Source organism: Nocardioides sp. LHG3406-4, assembly GCF_049897745.1.
Lineage (GTDB): Bacteria > Actinomycetota > Actinomycetes > Propionibacteriales > Nocardioidaceae > Nocardioides.
Window position 1 is genome coordinate 277,687 of record NZ_JAFCWV010000001.1, and the last position, 19,736, is coordinate 297,422.

Below are 19,736 nucleotides of genomic sequence, written 5' to 3' on the forward strand. Positions count from 1 at the left end.
GGAGCCTCCATGCCACAGCACTACCCCTTTTCTGCCGTCGTCGGCTCCGACGACATGGCGCTCGCCCTTCTCCTCACCACCATCTCGCCCGACATCGGGGGGGTGCTGGTGCGTGGCGAGAAGGGCACCGCCAAGTCCACGATCGTGCGCGCGCTCACCACCGTCCTGCCGCCCATCGACGTGGTGGCCGGGGACCGGTTCTCCAGCGACCCCCGCGAGACCGCCACCCGCTCCCCCGACGGCCCGTTCGCCGCGGACGCGCAGACCGAGACGCGGCCGGTGCGCCTGGTCGAGCTGCCCGTCGGCGCCACCGAGGACCGCGTGCTCGGGTCGCTGCATCTCGAGCGTGCGCTCTCGGAGGGCCGCGCCGAGTACGAGCCCGGTCTGCTCGCCCGCGCCCACCGCGGGATCCTGTACGTCGACGAGGTCAACCTGCTCCACGACCACCTGGTCGACCTGCTTCTCGACGCCGCGGCCATGGGTCGTTCCACCGTGGAACGCGACGGAGTCTCGGTCGAGCACGCGGCCCGGTTCGTGCTGGTCGGCACGATGAACCCCGAGGAGGGGGAGCTGCGTCCCCAGCTGCTCGACCGGTTCGGCCTCACCGTCGAGGTCGCGGCGTCCCGCGACCCGGCGGTCCGCGTCGAGGTCGTACGCCGCCGGCTCGCCTACGACGCGGACCCGGACGCCTTCGCCGCGACGTACGACGACGCGGAGCGCGCCCTCACCGCGCGCATCGTCAAGTCCCAGGAGATCGTCGAGACGGTGCACCTGTCCGAGCAGGCGCTGTGGAAGATCGCGGAGGTCTGCGCAGCCTTCGACGTGGACGGCATGCGTGCCGACATCGTGACTGCCCGCACCGCCGTCGCCCACGCGGCCTGGCACGCGCGGACAGAGGTCACCCGCGAGGACATCCGGGCGGCAGCCCGGCTGGCGCTCCCCCACCGGCGCCGGCGCAACCCCTTCGACGCCCCCGGCCTGGACGAGGACCTGCTCGACCAGATCCTCGGCGACGACGAGCTTCCTCCGGAGCCGCCGCCGGAGGGCCATCCCGGCGACGGTGACCAGGAGCCGGGCACGCCCCACGACCAGGGACCGACAGAGGGATCAGAGGGCGGCACACCCGAAGCACCCGCCGGCCGGCCGGACCAGCCGGCTCCTGCGGCGACCGGGTCCCAGGACACGACGCAGACGACCGTCACAGCAGGCGACCCCTACCGGACCAAGGTGCTCACCGTCCGAGGGACCGGCACCGGCGCGGCCGGCCGCCGCAGCCGGGCGATCACGCAGCTCGGCCACCGGGTGGGCACGGCGCGTCCCGACGGGTCCGGCGGCTCCATCCATCTCATCGAGACCATCCGTGCCGCGGCGCCGCACCAGGCGCTCCGCGGTCGCACGGCCGGTGCCCTCCGGTTCCGTCCCGACGACCTCCGGGTGGCCAGCCACGAGGGCAAGGAGGCGAACCTGATCCTGTTCTGCGTCGATGCCTCCGGCTCGATGGCGGCACGCACGCGGATGGAGCAGGTCAAGACCGCGATCCTCTCGCTGCTGCTCGACGCCTACCGCCGGCGCGACAAGGTCGGACTGGTGACCTTCCGGGGCGGTGCCGCCGATCTCGCGCTGCCCCCGACCCACTCGGTCGAGATCGCGGCGCGGCGGTTGTCCGAGCTCCCGGCCGGAGGGCGCACCCCGCTTGCCGAGGGCCTGCTCGAGGCAGCGCGAGTGCTGGAGGTCGAGCGCGTCCGAGACCCCCGGCGTCGACCGCTGCTGGTGGTCGTCACCGATGGGCGCGCCACCGCCGGCGCGGACGCTGTCGCCCGCTCCCACCAGGCGGCCCGGCTGCTGGCGGCGCACGGTGTCGGCGCGGTCGTCATCGACTGCGAGGCCGGGCCGATGCGCCTCGGGCTCGCCCGCACGCTGGCGGAGCACCTCCTCGCCGAGCACGTGCCCGTCGCCGAGGTCAGCGTCGGCGCCCTCACCCACACCGTCCACGAGAAGGTCGCCTGATGCCCCAGGGAAAGCCCGCCGTCACGCCCGACGATGGCCTCACGACGCGAGAACGCCGCAACCAGCCGCTGCTGATGGTCCACACCGGTGACGGCAAGGGGAAGTCGACGGCGGCCTTCGGGCTCGCGATGCGCAGCTGGAACCAGGGCTGGAACGTCGGCGTCTTCCAGTTCGTGAAGTCGGCCAAGTGGCGCATCGGCGAGCAGACCGTGCTCGAGCGCCTCGGCCGGCTCCACGAAGAGACCGGCGAGGGCGGTCCCGTGGAGTGGCACAAGATGGGCGCCGGCTGGTCCTGGTCCCGCAAGGAGGGCGAGGAGTCCGACCACGCCGCCGAGGCCGCAGAGGGCTGGCAGGAGATCAAGCGCCGCCTCGCCGCGGAGACCCACGACCTGCTGGTGCTCGACGAGTTCACCTACCCGATGGAGTGGGGCTGGGTCGACGTGGACGACGTCGTCGAGACGCTGAGCGCTCGCCCAGGTCGCCAGTACGTCGTGGTGACCGGACGCCGGGCACACCCGAAGCTGATCGAGGCGGCCGACCTGGTCACCGAGATGACCAAGGTGAAGCACCAGATGGACCGAGGTCAGAAGGGCCAGCGGGGCATCGAGTGGTGAGGCTGCCGCGGCTGGTCGTGGCAGCTCCCGCAACGGGCCAGGGGAAGACGACCGTCTCCATCGGCCTGATGGCGGCGCTGACCCGGGCCGGACACGTCGTGAGCGGCCACAAGGTCGGGCCCGACTACATCGACCCCGGCTACCACGCCCTCGCCTGCGGGCGCCCTGGCCGCAACCTCGACCCGCACCTGGTCGGCGAGGAGCGCATCGTCCCGTTGCTCCTGCACGGTGCGTCGGGGGCGGGCGTGGCCGTCATCGAGGGCGTGATGGGCCTCTACGACGGCCGGATCGGCGGCCAGGGGTTCGCCTCGACGGCACACGTCGCGGCTCTCACCCGCAGCCCGGTCGTCCTGGTCGTGGACATCTCGCGGTCCTCCCGGTCGATCGGGGCGGTCGTGCACGGGATGGCGACCTTCGACGACTCCGTCGAGATCGCCGGTGTCATCTTGAACAAGGCCGGCTCACCACGGCACGCCGCCGAGGTCGCCGCCTCGATCGCGCTGCCGGTCCTGGGCACCGTCGGACGCAGCGAGTCCTTCGGGGTGCCGTCCCGGCACCTGGGGCTCGTTCCGGCCGCCGAGCGGGACGAGGCGACGCACACCCTGGACCAGCTGGCGCAGCAGATCGCCGAGGTCGTCGATCTCGAACGTGTCCTGCAGATCGCCGCCACCGCACCCGACCTGGATGCGGCTCCGTGGGACCCGAGCGTCGAGGTCACCCGAGCCACCGGTCGCCGCCCGGTGGTCGCGATGGCCGGCGGACGCGCCTTCACGTTCCGGTACGCCGAGACCGAGGAGCTGCTCGGCGCTGCGGGTTGCGACGTGGTGTCCTTCGACCCGCTCACCGACCGGGCGCTCCCACCCGACACGGCGGGCATCTACCTCGGCGGCGGCTTTCCGGAGGTCCATGCGGCCGCGCTCGGTGACAACGTCCCCCTCCTGGCCGACCTGAAGGCGGCCATCGCGGCGGGCACTCCCACCGTCGCCGAGTGCGCGGGCCTCCTGTACCTGTGCGAGAGCGTCGACGGCCAGGCGATGGTGGGCGCGCTGAGCGCCACCGCACAGATGACGCCGCGGCTGACCCTCGGCTACTCCGCCGCCACGGCACCCGGCGACTCGCTCCTCACGCGCGCCGGCGAGCTGGTGACCGGACACGAGTTCCACCGGACGCACGTCGACCCGCCGGCCGGACCCAGCCCGGCGTGGAGCGTCGACGACCGCGCCATCGGCTTCGTGTCACCGACGCTGCACGCGTCGTACCTTCACGTCCACTGGGCCGGACATCCCCACCTCGCCCAGCGGTTCGCGGACGCGGTGCACGCAGCGGTGCCGCATTCCCCGGCCGATGTGCGTGCGGTCGTGAGCCGCACCGTCGCGCCGCCGGCGGCCGTCCCGGACCCACTGCGTCACCACGGCGACGTGGAGGCGGCCGCTGGACTGCTCGACTTCGCGGTCAACGTCTTCCCCGGGCCACCACCGCCGTGGCTGAGCGCCGCCCTGCAGGACAGCCTGGAGCGGATCGGCACCTACCCGGACGCCGCATCGGCCTCTGCGGCGGCGGCGGCGCGGCACGGTCGTCCTCCCGACCAGGCACTGGCCACAGCCGGTGCCGCCGAGGCCTTCTCGCTCGTCGCGCGACTCCGCCCGTGGAGGCACGCGGTCGTGGTGCACCCGCAGTTCACGGAGCCGCACGCGGCGCTGTGGCAGGCCGGGCACCGCGTCACCGAGGTCCTCTGCACCCCGGACACCGGCTTCGAGCTCGACCCCACCGGTGTGCCCGACGACGCCGACCTCGTGATGATCGGCAACCCGACCAACCCGACCGGAGTCCTCCACCCCGCCCAGACGATCCTGGCTCTCCTGCGGCCCGGACGGATGGTCGTCGTGGACGAGGCGTTCATGGACACGGTCCCCGGCGAGGCCGCAAGCCTGGCGTCCGAGGCGCTCCCGGGGCTGCTCGTGCTGCGCAGCCTCACCAAGCACTGGGGCATCCCCGGAATCCGGGCCGGCTACCTGCTGGGCGACCCCGAGACGGTCGCCCGGCTGCGACAGGCGCAGGTGCCGTGGTCCGTCTCCACGAGCGCGGCCGCCGCGATCGTCGCCTGCACGGCGCCCGCGGCGAAGGGCGACGCCGAGGAACGCGCGCAGACACTCCTCGGCTGGCGCCGGGACCTCGAATCCGCCCTGCGGCGGCTGGGCGTCGACCACGTGCCGTCGTCCGCGTCCTACGTCCTGGTGCGCGCCGGTGAAGGCGTGCACGGCCGACTGCGCGAGGCCGGGATCGCCGTGCGCAGGGCCGACACGTTCCCGGGCCTGGGGCCTGCCTGGGTGCGTATCGCGGCGCGTCCGAGACCGCAGACCGAGCGGCTGCTGACGGCCCTGTCGCATGCCCTAGGCTGAGCCCGCGGGCACGAGGAAGCCGGTGAGACTCCGGCACAGTCGCGCTACTGTGACACCGCCTCCGAGCGATCGGCAGCGGTGAAGTCAGACCCGAAGGTCCGCACTCATCCGCACTCATGGGGACGCTCTCATCCCCACAGGAGGAACACATGTCGCAGACCGCTGCACTCCCCGGGGCCGTCGAGATCCCGGCCATCCCGCTGCGTGAGCTGGCCCCCTGGGCGCTCTTCTTCGGGTTGCTCGCCGTTCTCGTCCTCTTCTTCATCAGCGCCGACCAGGGCGCCGTCTCGCTGCCCGCCGGCACCGCGATCCACGAGTGGGTCCACGACGGCCGCCACCTCATGGGCTACCCCTGCCACTGATCGCCGGTCGCTGACCGCCTCGTTCCTCCACCCGGTCCTCCGGGCGATCCGTCGTACCGGAAACCGTCACTGAACGGATCCACCCATGACTGCACGCAACTTCCTGGTCCGGGGCCTCCTCTCGGGACTCATCGCCGGCCTCGCCGCCTTCGGGGTCGCCTACTTCGCGGGTGCGCCCCAGGTCCAGACCGCCATCGAGCTCGAGCAGGCCGCTTCGGTCGCGGCGCCGGCAGACACCGCCGAGGGGACCCACTCCCACGACAGCGAGGGGGCCGGCCACTCCCACGACGAAGGGGCCACGGTCGTCTCCCGGCACAACCAACGCACCTGGGGCCTGCTGACCGGCACGCTCGGCGTCGGCGTCGCCCTGGGAGGCATCGTCGCCCTCGTCTCGGCCGGGGTCGTGGGACGCCTGGGCCGGCTCACCCCAGGCCAGTCCACCGCGGTCGTCGCCCTCACCGGCTTCGTCTCGGTCGCGTTGGTCCCGTTCCTGAAGTATCCCGCGTCTCCTCCCACGGTCGGGAGCGCCGAGACCATCGGCAGCCGCACCGGGCTCTACTTCGTCTACCTGCTGGTCTCGGTCGCCGTCGCGGTCGTCTCGGTGGTCGTGGCCCAGCGGCTCTGGCGGGCTCGGGGCGGGTACGTCGCCGTGCTGGGCGGCTGCTCCCTCTTCCTGGTCGTCACCGTCGTCTCGGGGCAGCTGCTCCCGACGGTCAACGAGCTCGGCGACTTCCCGGCCGACGTCCTCTGGTACTTCCGCCGGGCTGCGCTGCTCACCCAGGCCACCATGTGGGGCGTGATCGGCATAGCGCTCGTCGGGCTGACGCGGCCGCTCTACGAGCGCGACCTCGCCGACGCCCAGCGCCGCGAGCTGGCCTCCAGCCTGTGACCACGCTCCTGGCACCGGACCCGGTCGAGCCTCCGAGCCGCAAGACCGAGGCCCTCGCTCGCGAACGGCTCGCCGGGCTGGCCACGCCACCGGGTGCACTGGGGCGCCTCGGCGACCTCGCGGTCTGGCTCGCGAGCGCAGGGGGCGTGGTTCCGCCGTCCCCCCTGGACAACGTCCGGCTCGTCATCTTCGCCGGCGACCACGGCGTCGCCGCCCACGGCGTCTCGGCGTACCCGCCCGCGATCACCGCCGCGATGGTGCGCACCTTCGTGGCCGGTCGTGCTGGGGTCTCGGCCCTGGCTGCTGCCCACGACGTGCACGTCCGAGTGCTCGACCTGGGCGTCGACGATGACCTCGCCGGTGTGCCGGCCGAGGTCACCGCCCACAAGGTGACTCGCGGGAGCGGCGCCATCCACCTGGAGGACGCGCTCACCGTCGAGCAGACGGCACAGGCGTTCGAGACGGGCCGGACGGTGGCGCGCGAGGAGGTCGCGGCCGGTGCGAAGCTGTTGCTCAGCGGGGACATGGGCATCGGCAACACCACCCCCGCAGCTGCCATGATCGCTGCCGCGCTCGACCTCCCGGCAGCCGACGTCACCGGCCGGGGCACCGGCCTCGACGACGCCGCGCTGGCGCGCAAGGAGCGGCTGATCCACCAGGCCCTGGCCCGGACCGCAGACCGCACCCACGACCCGATGACCACCCTGGCTGCTCTCGGCAGCGCCGATCTCGCGGGCACCACCGGATACCTCGTCGAGGCAGCGACGTCGGGAGTCCCGGTGCTGCTCGACGGCCTGATGTCGGTGGCCTGCGCCTTGACTGCGGAGCGGATCGCCCCGGGCGCCGTTGCCTGGTTCGCTGCGGGCCACCGGTCCACCGAGCCGGCGCAGTCACTGGCGCTGTCCATGCTGGGGCTCGAGCCCGTGCTCGACCTCCGCATGCGGCTGGGCGAGGGCAGCGGGGCGGTGGCCGCCGTACCCGTGCTGCGCAGTGCCGTGGCGGTGCTCCGCGACGTCGCCCTGCTCTCGGAGCTCATGCCGGATGGGTGACGGCTGGCGGCTCGCCGTCGGGATGCTGACCGTGGTGCGCGTCGCTCCCCCGCGCGGCGTCGACCGTGACGTCGCCCGGACGGCGATGCTGCTGGCCCCGCTGGCCGTCCTCCCCCTCGGGCTCGCGGTGCTGGTTGTCGGCGCGCTCGGGCACGCGGCCGGGCTGCCCGCCCTCGTCATCGGGTTCCTGTGCGTCGGGACGCTCGTGCTGGGCAACCGGGCCTTCCACGTGGACGGGCTGTCGGACACCGCCGACGGGCTGACCGCCTCCTACGACCGCGACCGGTCCCTGGACGTGATGCGCACCGGCACGTCGGGTCCGGCCGGGGGCGCCGCAGTGCTCCTCGTGCTGGGCCTGCAGGCTGCTGGGTTCGCCTCGATCGTCGCCTCGACGAAGGGCGCGGTCCTTGCCGGCGCGCTCGTCTGTGCCTCCCGCTGCGCTCTTCTGCTGACCTGCGCCGCCGGTGTCCCGGGTGCCCGGTCCGACGGCTTGGGCAGCGAGTACGCCGGTTCGGTCCCCCGCCTCGCGGCCGTGCTGGGGTGGGCGTCGGTCACGGCCCTCACCGCCGGCCTGGTCGTGTGGGCGGGTGGCGACTGGTGGCGTCCCCTGATCGCGGTCGGGGCCGCCGTCGCCGTGGTCGTGGTGCTCGTCCGGCGGGCTGTCCACCGCCTCGGAGGCGTGACCGGCGACGTCTACGGCGCGGCCATCGAGCTCTGCCTGGCCGCCCTGCTGGTCGCGCTCGCATGAGCCGGGCGCTGTCGCGGGCGGCCGGCCTGGCCCTCGGCGTGGCCGCCGACGGCATCGTCGCCGACCCCCGACGCCTCCACCCCGTCGCCGGGTTCGGAGCCGTCGCGGCCGCCCTGGAGTCCCGGCTCTACCGTCCGTCGCGGGCGCGCGGTGCTCTCCACAACGGCGTGCTCGTCGGGGCCACGGTCATCACCGGACTGGTCGTCGAGCGCCTGACCCTGCGCCGACCCGCGCTGCACGTCCTCGTCACTGCCGCCTCGACCTGGGTGGTGCTCGGCGGATCCTCGCTCGAGCGCGAGGCGCGGGCGGTCTCGACGCTGCTGGAGCTGGGTCTGCTGCCCGAGGCGCGCCGTCAGCTCACCCACCTCGTCGGCCGTGACACACGCAGCCTCGACGCCGACGAGATCGCGCGTGCCGTCGTCGAGTCGGTCGCCGAGAACACCTCCGACGCCGTCGTCGCCCCGCTGCTGCTCGGTGGCCTGGCTGGTGTGCCGGGGCTCCTCGGCTACCGCGCAGCCAACACCCTGGACGCGATGATCGGGCACCGCGACGAGCGCTACGCCGAGTTCGGCTGGGCCTCCGCCAGGCTCGACGACCTGCTCAACCTCCCCGGTGCCAGGCTGGCCGCTCTCTTCGCCGCGACGCTGGGACCAGACCCGCGCGGTGCGCTCCACGCCTGGCGACGCGATGCCGCCGACCACCCCAGCCCCAACGCCGGCCCGGTCGAGGCCTCGTTCGCCGGGGCACTGGGCCTGCGACTCGGTGGGTCGAACACCTACGGCGACCGGGTCGAGCACCGCCCGGTGCTCGGCTCCGGCCGCTCACCCACGCCGGACGACGTGGCCCGGGCGCTCCACCTGGCCCGGCGCGTCGACCGGGCCTCGGCACTCGTGGCGGTGCTCCTCGCGCTGGCCCGCGGACGGCGTCGCCCGCGCCGGCAGTGCTAGCCGGGGCCGGGCTCAGAGCACCAGCACGCGTCCGGCGACCACCAGGTGCACCTCGTCGCACTCTGCCGCGAGTCGCTGGTTGGCGAGCCCCAGCAGGTCGCGGAACAGCCGCCCCGACCGGTGCGACGGCACGACCCCGAGGCCGACCTCGTTGGTCACCAGCACCACGTGGCCGGGCGCCCGCCGGAGCCCGTCCGTCGCTGCGGCGAGATGGGTCTCTACCAGCGCGAGCACCTGCGAGCCCGGGCGCTCCCAGGCGTCCTCGTGGTCGAGCACGGCGGTGAGCCAGGTGCCGAGGCAGTCGACGAGCACGGGCCCCGGGGTCGTCAGCGCGGCCGCGAGGTCACGGCTCTCCAGGGTGGTCCAGCCCGCGGGCCGTCGAGACCTGTGCGTGGCGATGCGCTCGGCCCAGTCGGGGTCGGTGTCCTCGTCGGTGGTCGGCCCGGGCGCGACGTACGTGACGGCGGGGTGGGCCACCAGCAGCCCTTCCGCGTGGCGCGACTTGCCGGACCGCACCCCGCCCGTGACCAGCACCTTCATGACTGCCCCCGCACCCAGTCCACGGCGGCTGCGACGTCGGCGACGGTCTCGACCCCGGCCGGCGGCGCCGGTCGGCGTACGACGACGAGAGGCACGCCCAGGAGCTCGGCGGCGTCCAGCTTGGCCTGGGTCTGGGCGCCGCCCGAGTCCTTGGTCACGAGCACGTCGACGCGGTGGTCGCGCATCACCGCCTGCTCCCCCTCGAGCGTGTAGGGCCCACGGCCGAGCACCACGCGCCAGGCCGCGGGCAACCCGATCTCCGGCAGGTCCACCACCCGCGCCAGCACGGCCGACTCGGCGAGTGTCGCCACGAAGGGGCCCAGCGACTGACGACCGATGGTCAGGAACGGGCGCTCGCCCAGGCCCGCGGTCGCACCCGCCGCCTCGGCGTGGTCGTCGACCCAGTGCCAGGCCGAGGCCCGGGGGTGCGACGACCAGCCGGGTCGCTGCAACCGGAGCAGCGGCAGCGCCCCGCGGCACGCCTCGGCCGCGTTGGTCGAGATGGTGGCGGCGAAGGGATGGGTGGCGTCCACCACCGCCGTCACGTGGTTCTCCAGCGCCCACTCCCGCAGGCCGACGGCACCCCCGAAGCCACCAGACCGGACCCGGCCGACGGGCAGCCGCGGCCTGCTCACCCGGCCGGCCAGCGACGACACCACGGCCACGCCGTCGGCGACGAGGGCGGTCGCGAGGTCCCGGGCCTCCCCCGTGCCGCCGAGCAGGAGGACGGTCACGACAGCACCCCGGGTGGGAGCACGCGCAGGTCCGGTGCGCCGTCACGGGCCAGGGCCAGCAGGGCGTCCACGTCGAGGTGCTGCTCGACGAGGTCGCCGAGCAGGTCGAGCCGGCGCTCCCGCGCGGCGGCGAAGCTGACGCCGCTCGGCTCCCACGCACGGCCGGCAGCGGCAGCGACCTCGGCCAGGAACGCCGACCTGAACAGGTCACCCTCCAGGCTGCCGTGCCACATGGTCCCGAAGACGGCCCCGGACCGGGCACCACCGAGGAACTCCTCGCCTGAACAGCGCACTGTCCGCCCGTGGTGGATCTCGTACCCCGTCGTCCGGGCGCCCAGGGCGTCACCGACCGGCCGCCGGAGCACCTTCTCGGCGGCGAACTCCGTGCGTACGTCGAGGAGCCCGAGCCCCTCGACGACCGCGCCGGCTGCGCCCTCCACCCCTGGTGGATCCGCGATCTCCCGCCCGAGCATCTGGAAGCCGCCACAGATGCCGAGCACCGGCCGACCCTTCCTGGCGTGGGCGAGGACGGCCCGGTCGAGTTCCCGCGCGCGCAGCCAGGCGAGGTCGGCTATGGTCGAGCGGGTGCCGGGCAGCACCACGAGGTCGGCGTCACCCAGCGACCGCGGGTCGGTGACGAACACGACGTCGAGCCCAGGCTCGAGCCCCAGGGCGTCGACGTCGGTGAAGTTGCTGACCCGAGGCAACCGCAAGACCGCCACCCGGAGCGCTGCTCCGTCACCTGTCCGCCGCCCTTCCAGGTCGAGGGCATCCTCGGAGTCCAGCCACAGGTCGGGTCGCCACGGCAGGGTGCCGAACACCCGGCGCCCGGTCAGCCTCTCCAGCGAGCGAAGTCCCGGCGCGAGCAGGGACTCGTCGCCGCGGAACTTGTTCACCACGAAGCCGGCGACCAGCCGTTGGTCGGCCGGCTCCAGCAGGGCGAGGGTGCCGAACATCGCCGCGAACACGCCCCCGCGGTCGATGTCCCCGACCACGACGACCGGGATGTCCGCGTGCCGGGCGAGCCCCATGTTCACGTAGTCGCTCTGCCGGAGGTTGATCTCCGCGGGGCTGCCGGCACCCTCCGCCACGACGAGGTCGTAGCGCGAGGAGAGGTCGTCGAAGGCGGCGTACGCCGCAGCGGCCAGGTGGCGCCGCCCGTCGACGAAGTCGCGGGAGGTGACCTCGCCGGCGGGGCGGCCCATCACGACGACGTGGCTGCGCTGGTCACTGCCCGGCTTGAGCAGCACCGGGTTCATCGCGGCCTCGGGCTCGGCGCGTGCCGCGAGCGCCTGCACCCATTGCGCGCGGCCGATCTCGGCGCCGTCGCGGGTGACCATCGAGTTGTTGCTCATGTTCTGCGACTTGAAGGGGGCCACCGAGATCCCGCGTCCGGCGAACGCCCGGCACAGGCCCGTCGTGACGATGCTCTTGCCCGCGTCAGACGTGGTGCCGGCGACCAGCAGGGCGCTCATCGGAGCAGCCCTCGTCGGGCTTCGCGTACGAGGTAGACGTCCATCACCCAGCCCGCCGACTCCCGAGCCCGCTCGCGTGCCTGCCGGATCCGGTCGAGCACGTCGCCGACCCGCCCGGAGACGAGCTCCTCGTGCGGCGTGCCGAGGTTGGCGCCCCACCAGATGTGCCAGTCCTCGAGGCCGGCGACGTCGATCTCGCGGTTGAGCATCACCACGATGTTGCGCTGCCCGGCCTCCACCGCCTCCCGCAGTCGCCGGCCCGTGGTCACGTGGAGTGGCTCGCCGACGTCGTGGAGCACCATCGCGTGCCGGGCGGCCAGCAGCTGGATGCTGGAGACACCCGGGACGACATCCATCTCGAAGGGCACGTTGCCACGGGCGCGCACCTGCTCGACGACCCGGATCGTGGAGTCGTAGAACGCCGGGTCACCCCAGACGAGGAAGCCCGCATCGCCGTCGTGGTCGAGCAGCGCCTGCTCGAAGGCCTCGGCCCGTGCGGCATGCCAGGACGCGACCACGGCGGCGTAGGCGTCGGGGGACGCCGTACGGTCGGGGCCCCGCTCGCGCTGGGGGTCCTGGACCCGGACGATGACGGGTGGGGCGTCGAGGTGTCGGGCGAGCAGCCGCTCGCGAGCGTCGGCCATGGGGTCGGGCATCCCCCCACGAGGCGACTTGTCGGCCACGACGAAGAACGCCGCCTCCCGCATCGCCCGCACGGCCTCCAGCGTCACCTGGTCGGGATCACCCGGGCCGACCCCGATCAGCCGGACCCGCCGGACCCCGTCAGCCACCGTGACGGTCCTCGAGGTCCCCCTCGAGGTCGAGGTAGACCTCCTGCATCGCGGCGACCACGTCGGGATCGGGCGCGGCCCACAGGCCCCGGTCGACCGCCTCGTGCAGCTTCTCCACGATGCCGCGCAGCGCCCATGGGTTGGACTGCCGCATGAACGCCTGGTTGGTCTCGTCGAGGACGTACTCCTTGGCCAGGCTGGCGTACATCCAGTCGTGCACCACTCCTGCGGTCGCGTCGAAGCCGAAGAGGTAGTCGACGGTCGCCGCCAGCTCGAAGGCTCCCTTGTAGCCGTGCCGCTGCATCGCGCTGATCCACCGCGGGTTGACCACGCGGGCCCGGAAGACGCGGTTGGTCTCCTCCTGGAGGGTCCGGGTCCGCACTGCGTCGGGAGTGGTCGAGTCGCCGACGTAGGCCCGGGGGTCGGCGCCCGTCAGCGCCCGCACGGTGGCGATCATGCCGCCGTGGTACTGGTAGTAGTCGTCGGAGTCTGCGATGTCGTGCTCCCGGGTGTCGACGTTCTTCGCCGCGACCTTGATCCGCCGGTAGTTTGCGCGCATGTCGTCCGCCGCCGGAGCCCCGTCGAGCCCGCGCCCGTAGGCGAAGCCGCCCCACGCCGTGTAGACCTCGGCCAGGTCGTTGTCGTCACGCCAGCTACCGGACTCGACCAGCTGCAGGATGCCGGCGCCGTACGACCCGGGCTTCGAGCCGAAGATGCGCGTGGTCGCGCGGCGTTCGTCACCGTGCTCGGCGAGATCGGCCTGCGCGTGTGCGCGCACGAAGTTCTGGTCGAGCGGCTCGTCGAGCCCGGCCACCAGGTTCACGGCGTCGTCGAGCATCGCCACCACGTGGGGGAACGCGTCGCGGAAGAAGCCGGAGATCCGCACGGTGACGTCGATGCGCGGCCGACACAGCTCCTCGAGGGGTACGACGTGCAGGTCGCTGACTCGACGCGAGGCCTCGTCCCACTCCGGCCGGACACCCAGCAGGGCGAGGACCTCTGCCACGTCGTCGCCGCTCGTGCGCATCGCGCTCGTGCCCCACACGCTCAGTCCCACCGACTCCGGGTAACCGCCGGTGTCGTCGAGGTAGCGCTGCACCAGGCTCTCCGCCATGGCCGACCCGGTCTGCCACGCCAGCCGGGACGGCACAGCACGAGGGTCGACGGTGTAGAAGTTGCGACCAGTCGGCAGCACGTTGACGAGCCCGCGCAGGGGCGAACCCGACGGACCCGCCGGCACGAAGCCGCCGTCGAGCGCGTGCAGGACCGCGTCGAGCTCGTCGGTCGTCCGGCTCAGCCGCGGCACCACCTGGGTGGCCGCGAACTCGAGCACCTGTCGCACCTGGGGGTCAGGGTGCAGGTCCTTCGCGGCGCCGGGGGACCACGCGGCGTCCTCCATCGCCTCGACCAGGGCGCGGGCCTGCCGCTCGGCCTCGTCGACCGCGCCGGCTGCTTCCGCGTTCTCCTTGAGCCCGAGAGCCGCGCGCAGGCCCGGCACCGCCGCGGACTGGCCACCCCACACCTGGGAGGCACGCAGGATCGCGAGCACCAGGTTGACGCGTGCCTCCCCTGCGGGCGCCTGGCCGAGGACGTGCAGCCCGTCGCGGATCTGGGCGTCCTTGATCTCGCACAGCCAACCGTCGACGTGCAGGATGAAGTCGTCGAACTCCTCGTCGTCCGGCCGCTCCTCGAGCCCCAGGTCGCGGTGCATCTCCGCGGCGTGCATGAGCTGCCAGATCTCGCCACGGATCGCGGGCAGCTTCGCCGGGTCCATGGCCGCGATGTTGGCGTGCTCGTCGAGGAGCTGCTCGAGCTTGGCGATGTCGCCGTACGACTCGGCGCGGGCCATCGGCGGGATCAGGTGGTCGACGATGGTGGCGTGCGCCCGGCGCTTGGCCTGGGCGCCCTCGCCGGGGTCGTTGACCAGGAACGGGTAGATCAGCGGCATGTTGGAGATGGCGGCGTCCGTGGCGCAGTCGGCGGAGAGCGCGGCGTTCTTCCCCGGTAGCCACTCCATCGACCCGTGCTTGCCGAGGTGCACGACGGCGTGTGCACCGAAGCCCCTCTCCAGCCATCGGTACGCCGCGAGGTAGTGGTGCGACGGCGCCAGGTCGGGGTCGTGGTAGATCGCCACGGGGTTCTCGCCGAAGCCGCGCGGCGGCTGGATGAGCAGCACCACGTTGCCGGCGGTGATGGTGGCCAGCACGATCTCGCCGTCGCCGTTCACGAACAGGGTCCCGGGCGACTCGCCCCACGTCTCGGTGATGTCCCCCATCAGCCTCGACGGCACGTCGCTGGTCCAGGCGTCGTAGTCGGCCTTCGTGATCCGAACGTGGGCTTCGGTGAGCTGGGCACCGGTCAGCCACTCCTCGTCCTGTCCTCCCGCCGCGATCAGCGCGTGGATCAGGGTGTCGCCGGCCGCGGTGTCGTCGTCCTCGTCGAGCCCGGGGATCGCACCCGGTTGCCCGAGGTCGTAGCCCTCGTCGCGCATCCTGCGCAGCAGCCGGATCGTCGACACCGGCGTGTCCAGGCCGACCGCGTTGCCGACGCGCGAGTGCTTCGTCGGGTACGCCGAGAGCATCAGCGCCACCCTCCGCTCGCTGGTGGGGATCCTGTGGAGCCGGGCGTGGTTGACCGCGATGCCGGCCACGCGCGCACATCGCTCCGGGTCGGCGACGTACCGCGGCAGGCCGTCCTTGTCGATCTCCTTGAAGGAGAACGGCGCCGTGATGATCCGGCCGTCGAACTCGGGGATCGCGATCTGGCTGGCGGAGTCGAGCGGGGTCACGCCATCGTCGGAGCCCTCCCACTCGGCCCGACTGCTCGTCAGGCAGAGCCCTTGCAGGATGGGGATGTCGAGTGCCGCCATCCGCTGCACGTCCCAGGCCTCGTCCTCCCCACCGGCGCTGGCCGTGGCCGGCTGGCTCCCACCGGCGGCGAGCACCGTGACGACCAGGGCGTCGAGCGTGCCCAGGGCGTCGTACAGGGACTCGGGGGCCGCCCGCAGCGACGAGGAGAAGATCGGCACGCCCACCGCTTCACTCGTGGCGTCGACGGCATCGGCCAGGGCGTGGGCGAAGGCGGTGTTCCCACTGGCCTGGTGGGCTCGGTAGAACAGGATGCCCACGCGGGGCAGACCCGCATCAGCCGGCGCCGAGGGACGCTCCACGATGCCCCAGGCGGGGATCGCGGACGGCGCCTCGAACCCCTCCCCGGTCAACAGCACGGTGTCGGAGAGGAATGCGTGCAGCTGGGCGAGGTTGGCCGGGCCGCCCTCGGCGAGGTAGCGGTGCGCCTCGGCGCAGATGCCGATCGGCACCGACGACATCTCCATCAGCTCGGCGCTGGGCTGCTGCTCGCCGCCCAGGACCACCATCGGCATCCCGGTGTCCCGGATTCGCGCGAACCCGGAGCACAGGTCCTGCGGCGACCCGAGCACTCGGCCGACGACCAGGTCGCAACCCTGAATGACCTCGGCCATCGACTGGTGGCCGGGACGCGCCGGGTTGGCCCACACGTAGTCGGCACCCGATGCTCGAGCTGAGAGGAGGTCGGTGTCGGAGGTGGACAGCACGGCGATCTTCATGTTTCTCCCTGGGGGTTCTCGCCCCTCGTCGGCGGAGGTCCCGTGGCCAGTGTCTGGCTGAGCCGTCCAGGTCGGGACCTGGGCAGGCATCACAGTGGCGGAACCGCCCCGGAGTCGACCGGGTTCCTGTTCCACGAGACTTTCGGGCATCACCCTAGACGAGCGGGTTGTCGCCTCCCTGTGTGCGCCGGGTCCTGGGCAGCCGCACGGACTCCACGGGGTGCCCACCGACGAGGTGCTCCGCGACGATCTGCCTGGCGGCGTCGGGATCGACGTCGCCGTACCAGACGTCGTCGGGCTGGACGCTCACCACCGGCGCGCGGTTGCAGGGGAACTGGCAGCCGGTATGAGTGATCAGCACGTCGTCGTCCGTCTGCCCCAGCCGCATCAGCTCGAGGACCACTGCCTCGGCGATCAGGTCGGACCCCTTGGCCGTGCAGCGGGGACCGCGACAGATCAGCGCCTGGTGCCGATGCCCGGGCACGTCCTCCCAGGCAGCGGACTCGAGGCCCGCCTCGGCGCCCGTCACCGGTCTGAGCAGGCCGAGCACCTCACCCACCTGAGCCGGCTCGTGGGCCAGGCGAGCGGCCACGTCGACGACGGGACGGCGCCCCGGTCGCTCGCGCAGCCAGTGTCCGGCGATGCGGCGCAGCCACGAGGCCGCCGGGGCGAGGCTGCCGAGACTGACACCCACGAGCACGACCCGCTCATGACCGAGATCGGCCAGCCTCGTGAGCTCCGAGGAGACCGACGGGTCGCCCATCTGCAGGAACGCGACACCCGCCCCGCGCTCGTGCGCGACCTCATGCAGCAGGTCGCGCGCCTGGACCTCGCGCACCGACATGCCGACGAGTACGACGGGTGCGGTCACATCGTCCTGCATCCCGCCTCCGTCCCTCGCAGCGAACCCCACCGATCCTTCCCAGCAGATCGAGACCGTGGGCACCTCGTGCCGTGCCGGAGACCCTAGGTGTCACCCGCGCGCAGCGGACCGGCCGCCCGCATCCTGGCGCATCCGGTTGGATGGCCGGGTGAGCGCACCCGACGAGGCCTGGCTGACCGGTCACCGACGATCCCTGCTGGACGTGGCGACCGCCTCGCGGCACCCGGCAGGCGGTTTCGGCTGGCTCGACCGGTCCCGTCGGCTGGTCGTGGACCACCCGGTCCCGCTGTGGATCACCTGCCGGATGACCTACGTCTTCGCGCTCGCCGCACTGCACGAGGGCGCCGACACCGCGGACCTGGTCGGGCACGGGCTCGACGCGCTCGACGGGCCGCTGCACGACGACGTACACGGTGGGTGGTTCGCGGCGATCGGGACCGACGGGCCGGTGGACGACTCCAAGCGCGCCTACGATCACGCGTTCGTGGTGCTGGCCGCGTCGGCTGCGCTGGCGGCCGGTCACGAGCGCGCGCGCACCCTCCTGGCGGAGGCACTGGGCGTGCTGGAGCGCCGGTTCCTCGACGAGGCGACCGGACTGTACGCCGACGTGTTCGACCGCGCCTTCGTGTCGCGCGAGCCCTACCTGGGCGCGAACGCCAACATGCACCTCGTCGAGGCGCTACTGGCCGCCGCGGACGCGACCGCGACGACGTGGCCGGTCGAGCGAGCACTCCAGCTCGCGGAGCGCATCGTGCACCGCATCGCTCCGGGGCTCGGCCACCGGCTGCCCGAGCACCTCGACGAGTCCGGGCGACCGGTGCTCGACTACCACCGCGACGAGCCCGCCCACCCCTTCCGCCCCTACGGCGTCACGGTGGGGCACCAGCTCGAGTGGTCGCGGCTGCTCGTGCAGCTCTCGCGCGGGCTGGGCCCGGCCGCTCCGGCCTGGCTGCTCGACGACGCTCGGGGCCTCTTCGACCGGGCCGTGGCCGACGGCTGGTCGGTCGACGGCGCCGAGGGGTTCGTCTACACGGTCGACTTCGACGGCGAGCCGGTCGTGCACGAGCGCATGCACTGGGTAGTCGCCGAGGCCATCAGCGCGGCCCGGGTGCTCGACGCGACCTTCCCCGGCGAGGGGTACGGCGACCGGGAGACCGAGTGGTGGGTCCACGCCCGCCGGTACTTCGTCGACCCGGCCGGGGCCTGGCACCACGAGCTCGACCGCACCCTGCGACCGGCCCACTCCGTCTGGGACGGCAAGCCCGACGTCTACCACGCCTACCAGGCCGCGCTGCTGCCGAGGACGGGAGTCGCGACCTCGTTCGTCAGCCGGCCACGAGATCGGGCGACTGGCCCGACCGGCTGAGCGCATCGGCGACGAAGCCGCTCGCCTTGAGCTCCTCGATGACGCCGCTGAGGAACCGCACGGTCTCGGGGCGTCGCGTCAGGGTGGTGCCGACCGCCTGCTGGATCTGCATGAAGCGCTCGTCGACCAGCCGCAGATCGGGATGGGCCTCGACGTACGCCGCCAGCGGCTGACGGATGCCGGCCGCGACCTCGAGCCCGTCGGCCCGGAAGACGTCGACGCCCTCGTCACCACGCACGAGGGTGGCGTGCTGCAAGGTCCGGGTGAGGAAGAGGTCGTAGGCCGAGCCCCGCTTGACCCCGACGCGCACTCCTGCCCGGTCGACGTCGGCCGGAGTCGTCAGGTCCGAGCCCTGCGGGACGGCGTACACGCCCTCGATGACGACGTACGGCGCGGTGAAGGCGACCTCCGCGGCGCGCACGGGCTCGACGGCGAGGAAGCAGATGTCCGCGGTGCCCGACGTCATCGCCTCGAACGACTTGCGGGCCGCGTCGAAGCAGAGGAACGCGACCGGTACGCCGAGGCGGCCGGCCACCTCGCGGGCGATGTCGACCGTCACCCCCGCCGGGTCGTCGGGCGTGCCATGGGCGAGCACCGGGTTGCCCAGGTTGATGGCGGCGCGCAGGGTGCCGGTGGGTGCGAGGTCTTGGGCGATGTCGGCGGTCACCGGCCCATCCTGGCCGAGGCCCGCTTTGCGGGGTAGTCCGGTGCGTTTCAGGGCTCCACGGCCGCCGCGAGCCGCATTTTGCACCGGACTACCCCCTCAAGGGGCGGCGCCAGCACGGTCAAGGCCCTGACCTCTGGCGCGGTCCGGGCGGTACCGTCCGGACATGGACGACGTGAGCTCCGGGCCCGTCTCCGGCAGGTCACATCGCCTGCGCACCGGCCTTGATGGCCTCCCGGATGCGGGAGTAGGTGCCGCACCGGCACACGTTGCGGATCTCGTCGAGGTCGGCGTCGGTGATCTCGCGCCCCTCCGCGCGGGCCGCCCTGACCTTGGCGACCGCTGCCATGATCTGACCGGGCTGGCAGTAGCCGCACTGCGCCACGTCGTGCTCCAGCCACGCCTCCTGCATGGGGTGCAGGTCGGCGTCGACCGTGTCGGCGAGCCCCTCGATGGTCGTGACCTCGTCGGTCTCCGCGATGTCGGCGACGCGCACCGAGCAGGGGTTGAACGCCTTGCCGTTGACGTGCGAGGTGCACGCCTTGCAGACGTTGATGCCGCAGCCGTACTTGGCCCCGGTGAGGCCGAGGACGTCGCGGATCACCCAGAGCAGCCGGACGTCGTCGTCGACGTCGACGGTGACCGGGGAGCCGTTGAGGATGAAGGTGTGCTCAGGCATGGG

At 73.1% G+C, this 19,736-nt stretch carries 17 protein-coding genes; 9 read left to right on the top strand and 8 right to left on the bottom strand.

Annotated features, from left to right (window positions below; all coding sequences use genetic code 11):
* Window positions 1-9: 9 nt before the first annotated feature.
* From ACP7BP_RS01335 to ACP7BP_RS01370, 8 genes are all read left to right on the top strand, one after another.
* Complete coding sequence (locus tag ACP7BP_RS01335; RefSeq protein ID WP_426241751.1) at window positions 10-2,007, top strand: magnesium chelatase subunit D family protein; 1,998 nt, start codon at window positions 10-12, stop codon at window positions 2,005-2,007.
* Entirely contained in the window at window positions 2,007-2,621 is a 615-nt protein-coding gene (gene cobO / locus ACP7BP_RS01340) for a cob(I)yrinic acid a,c-diamide adenosyltransferase (RefSeq protein ID WP_426241752.1), read from the top strand. The genes ACP7BP_RS01335 and cobO overlap by 1 nt, the downstream gene beginning before the upstream one ends.
* On the top strand, window positions 2,618-5,020 hold the full coding sequence (locus ACP7BP_RS01345; RefSeq protein ID WP_426241754.1) for a cobyrinate a,c-diamide synthase: 2,403 nt from the start codon (window positions 2,618-2,620) through the stop codon (window positions 5,018-5,020). The genes cobO and ACP7BP_RS01345 overlap by 4 nt, the downstream gene beginning before the upstream one ends.
* 149 nt (window positions 5,021-5,169) lie before the next feature.
* Window positions 5,170-5,382, top strand: coding sequence for a CbtB domain-containing protein (locus tag ACP7BP_RS01350; RefSeq protein ID WP_426241756.1), 213 nt, complete (start codon window positions 5,170-5,172; stop codon window positions 5,380-5,382).
* Window positions 5,383-5,467: 85 nt separating this feature from the next.
* Window positions 5,468-6,271 carry a CbtA family protein gene (locus ACP7BP_RS01355; RefSeq protein ID WP_426241757.1) on the top strand — a complete coding sequence of 268 codons (804 nt, stop codon included), beginning with the start codon at window positions 5,468-5,470 and terminating at the stop codon, window positions 6,269-6,271.
* Window positions 6,268-7,320: a nicotinate-nucleotide--dimethylbenzimidazole phosphoribosyltransferase gene (cobT, locus tag ACP7BP_RS01360; protein ID WP_426241759.1), complete on the top strand. Its 1,053-nt coding sequence runs from the start codon at window positions 6,268-6,270 to the stop codon at window positions 7,318-7,320. The genes ACP7BP_RS01355 and cobT overlap by 4 nt, the downstream gene beginning before the upstream one ends.
* On the top strand, window positions 7,313-8,068 hold the full coding sequence (locus ACP7BP_RS01365) for an adenosylcobinamide-GDP ribazoletransferase (RefSeq protein WP_426241761.1): 756 nt from the start codon (window positions 7,313-7,315) through the stop codon (window positions 8,066-8,068). The genes cobT and ACP7BP_RS01365 overlap by 8 nt, the downstream gene beginning before the upstream one ends.
* Window positions 8,065-9,015, top strand: coding sequence for a cobalamin biosynthesis protein (locus ACP7BP_RS01370; RefSeq protein WP_426241762.1), 951 nt, complete (start codon window positions 8,065-8,067; stop codon window positions 9,013-9,015). Before ACP7BP_RS01365 ends, ACP7BP_RS01370 begins: the two co-directional genes overlap by 4 nt.
* A 12-nt stretch (window positions 9,016-9,027) precedes the next feature.
* Here ACP7BP_RS01370 and ACP7BP_RS01375 read toward each other — a convergent pair whose 3' ends face one another.
* The 6 genes from ACP7BP_RS01375 to ACP7BP_RS01400 all read right to left on the bottom strand — a co-directional run bounded on the left by ACP7BP_RS01375 (window position 9,028) and on the right by ACP7BP_RS01400 (window position 17,024).
* The gene (locus tag ACP7BP_RS01375) at window positions 9,028-9,555 is read right to left on the bottom strand and encodes a bifunctional adenosylcobinamide kinase/adenosylcobinamide-phosphate guanylyltransferase (protein WP_426241764.1); all 528 of its coding nucleotides are present in this window, start codon (window positions 9,553-9,555) and stop codon (window positions 9,028-9,030) included.
* Entirely contained in the window at window positions 9,552-10,289 is a 738-nt protein-coding gene (locus ACP7BP_RS01380) for a cobalt-precorrin-6A reductase (protein WP_426241766.1), read from the bottom strand. Before ACP7BP_RS01380 ends, ACP7BP_RS01375 begins: the two co-directional genes overlap by 4 nt.
* Window positions 10,286-11,764 carry a cobyric acid synthase gene (locus ACP7BP_RS01385; protein WP_426241768.1) on the bottom strand — a complete coding sequence of 493 codons (1,479 nt, stop codon included), beginning with the start codon at window positions 11,762-11,764 and terminating at the stop codon, window positions 10,286-10,288. Before ACP7BP_RS01385 ends, ACP7BP_RS01380 begins: the two co-directional genes overlap by 4 nt.
* On the bottom strand, window positions 11,761-12,555 hold the full coding sequence (gene cobF, locus ACP7BP_RS01390; RefSeq protein WP_426241770.1) for a precorrin-6A synthase (deacetylating): 795 nt from the start codon (window positions 12,553-12,555) through the stop codon (window positions 11,761-11,763). Before cobF ends, ACP7BP_RS01385 begins: the two co-directional genes overlap by 4 nt.
* Window positions 12,548-16,141, bottom strand: a complete 3,594-nt coding sequence (cobN, locus tag ACP7BP_RS01395; protein WP_426241772.1) for a cobaltochelatase subunit CobN — start codon at window positions 16,139-16,141, stop codon at window positions 12,548-12,550. Before cobN ends, cobF begins: the two co-directional genes overlap by 8 nt.
* A 154-nt stretch (window positions 16,142-16,295) precedes the next feature.
* Entirely contained in the window at window positions 16,296-17,024 is a 729-nt protein-coding gene (locus ACP7BP_RS01400) for a (2Fe-2S) ferredoxin domain-containing protein (protein ID WP_426241774.1), read from the bottom strand.
* 148 nt (window positions 17,025-17,172) lie between these two features.
* On the opposite strand from ACP7BP_RS01400, the gene ACP7BP_RS01405 reads away from it, so the two are divergent.
* Window positions 17,173-18,390: an AGE family epimerase/isomerase gene (locus ACP7BP_RS01405; RefSeq protein WP_426241776.1), complete on the top strand. Its 1,218-nt coding sequence runs from the start codon at window positions 17,173-17,175 to the stop codon at window positions 18,388-18,390.
* On the opposite strand, the gene ACP7BP_RS01410 is transcribed toward ACP7BP_RS01405, so the two are convergent.
* Window positions 18,350-19,057: a transporter substrate-binding domain-containing protein gene (locus tag ACP7BP_RS01410; protein WP_426241777.1), complete on the bottom strand. Its 708-nt coding sequence runs from the start codon at window positions 19,055-19,057 to the stop codon at window positions 18,350-18,352. The two genes, ACP7BP_RS01405 and ACP7BP_RS01410, sit on opposite strands and share 41 nt — an antisense overlap.
* 199 nt (window positions 19,058-19,256) lie before the next feature.
* A complete protein-coding gene (locus ACP7BP_RS01415) occupies window positions 19,257-19,733 on the bottom strand; it encodes a (2Fe-2S)-binding protein (RefSeq protein ID WP_426241779.1) in 477 nt (158 codons plus the stop codon).
* Window positions 19,734-19,736 lie beyond the last annotated feature (3 nt).

Bases quoted from the DNA above. Each gene is read 5' to 3' on its own strand.
- ACP7BP_RS01400 (WP_426241774.1), bottom strand. From the start codon at position 17,024: ATGCAGGACGATGTGACCGCACCCGTCGTACTCGTCGGCATGTCGGTG.
- ACP7BP_RS01355 (WP_426241757.1), top strand. From the start codon at position 5,468: ATGACTGCACGCAACTTCCTGGTCCGGGGCCTCCTCTCGGGACTCATC.
- ACP7BP_RS01365 (WP_426241761.1), top strand. From the start codon at position 7,313: ATGGGTGACGGCTGGCGGCTCGCCGTCGGGATGCTGACCGTGGTGCGC.
- ACP7BP_RS01335 (WP_426241751.1), top strand. From the start codon at position 10: ATGCCACAGCACTACCCCTTTTCTGCCGTCGTCGGCTCCGACGACATG.
- ACP7BP_RS01375 (WP_426241764.1), bottom strand. From the start codon at position 9,555: ATGAAGGTGCTGGTCACGGGCGGGGTGCGGTCCGGCAAGTCGCGCCAC.
- ACP7BP_RS01370 (WP_426241762.1), top strand. From the start codon at position 8,065: ATGAGCCGGGCGCTGTCGCGGGCGGCCGGCCTGGCCCTCGGCGTGGCC.
- ACP7BP_RS01385 (WP_426241768.1), bottom strand. From the start codon at position 11,764: ATGAGCGCCCTGCTGGTCGCCGGCACCACGTCTGACGCGGGCAAGAGC.
- cobO (WP_426241752.1), top strand. From the start codon at position 2,007: ATGCCCCAGGGAAAGCCCGCCGTCACGCCCGACGATGGCCTCACGACG.
- ACP7BP_RS01350 (WP_426241756.1), top strand. From the start codon at position 5,170: ATGTCGCAGACCGCTGCACTCCCCGGGGCCGTCGAGATCCCGGCCATC.
- ACP7BP_RS01415 (WP_426241779.1), bottom strand. From the start codon at position 19,733: ATGCCTGAGCACACCTTCATCCTCAACGGCTCCCCGGTCACCGTCGAC.
- cobN (WP_426241772.1), bottom strand. From the start codon at position 16,141: ATGAAGATCGCCGTGCTGTCCACCTCCGACACCGACCTCCTCTCAGCT.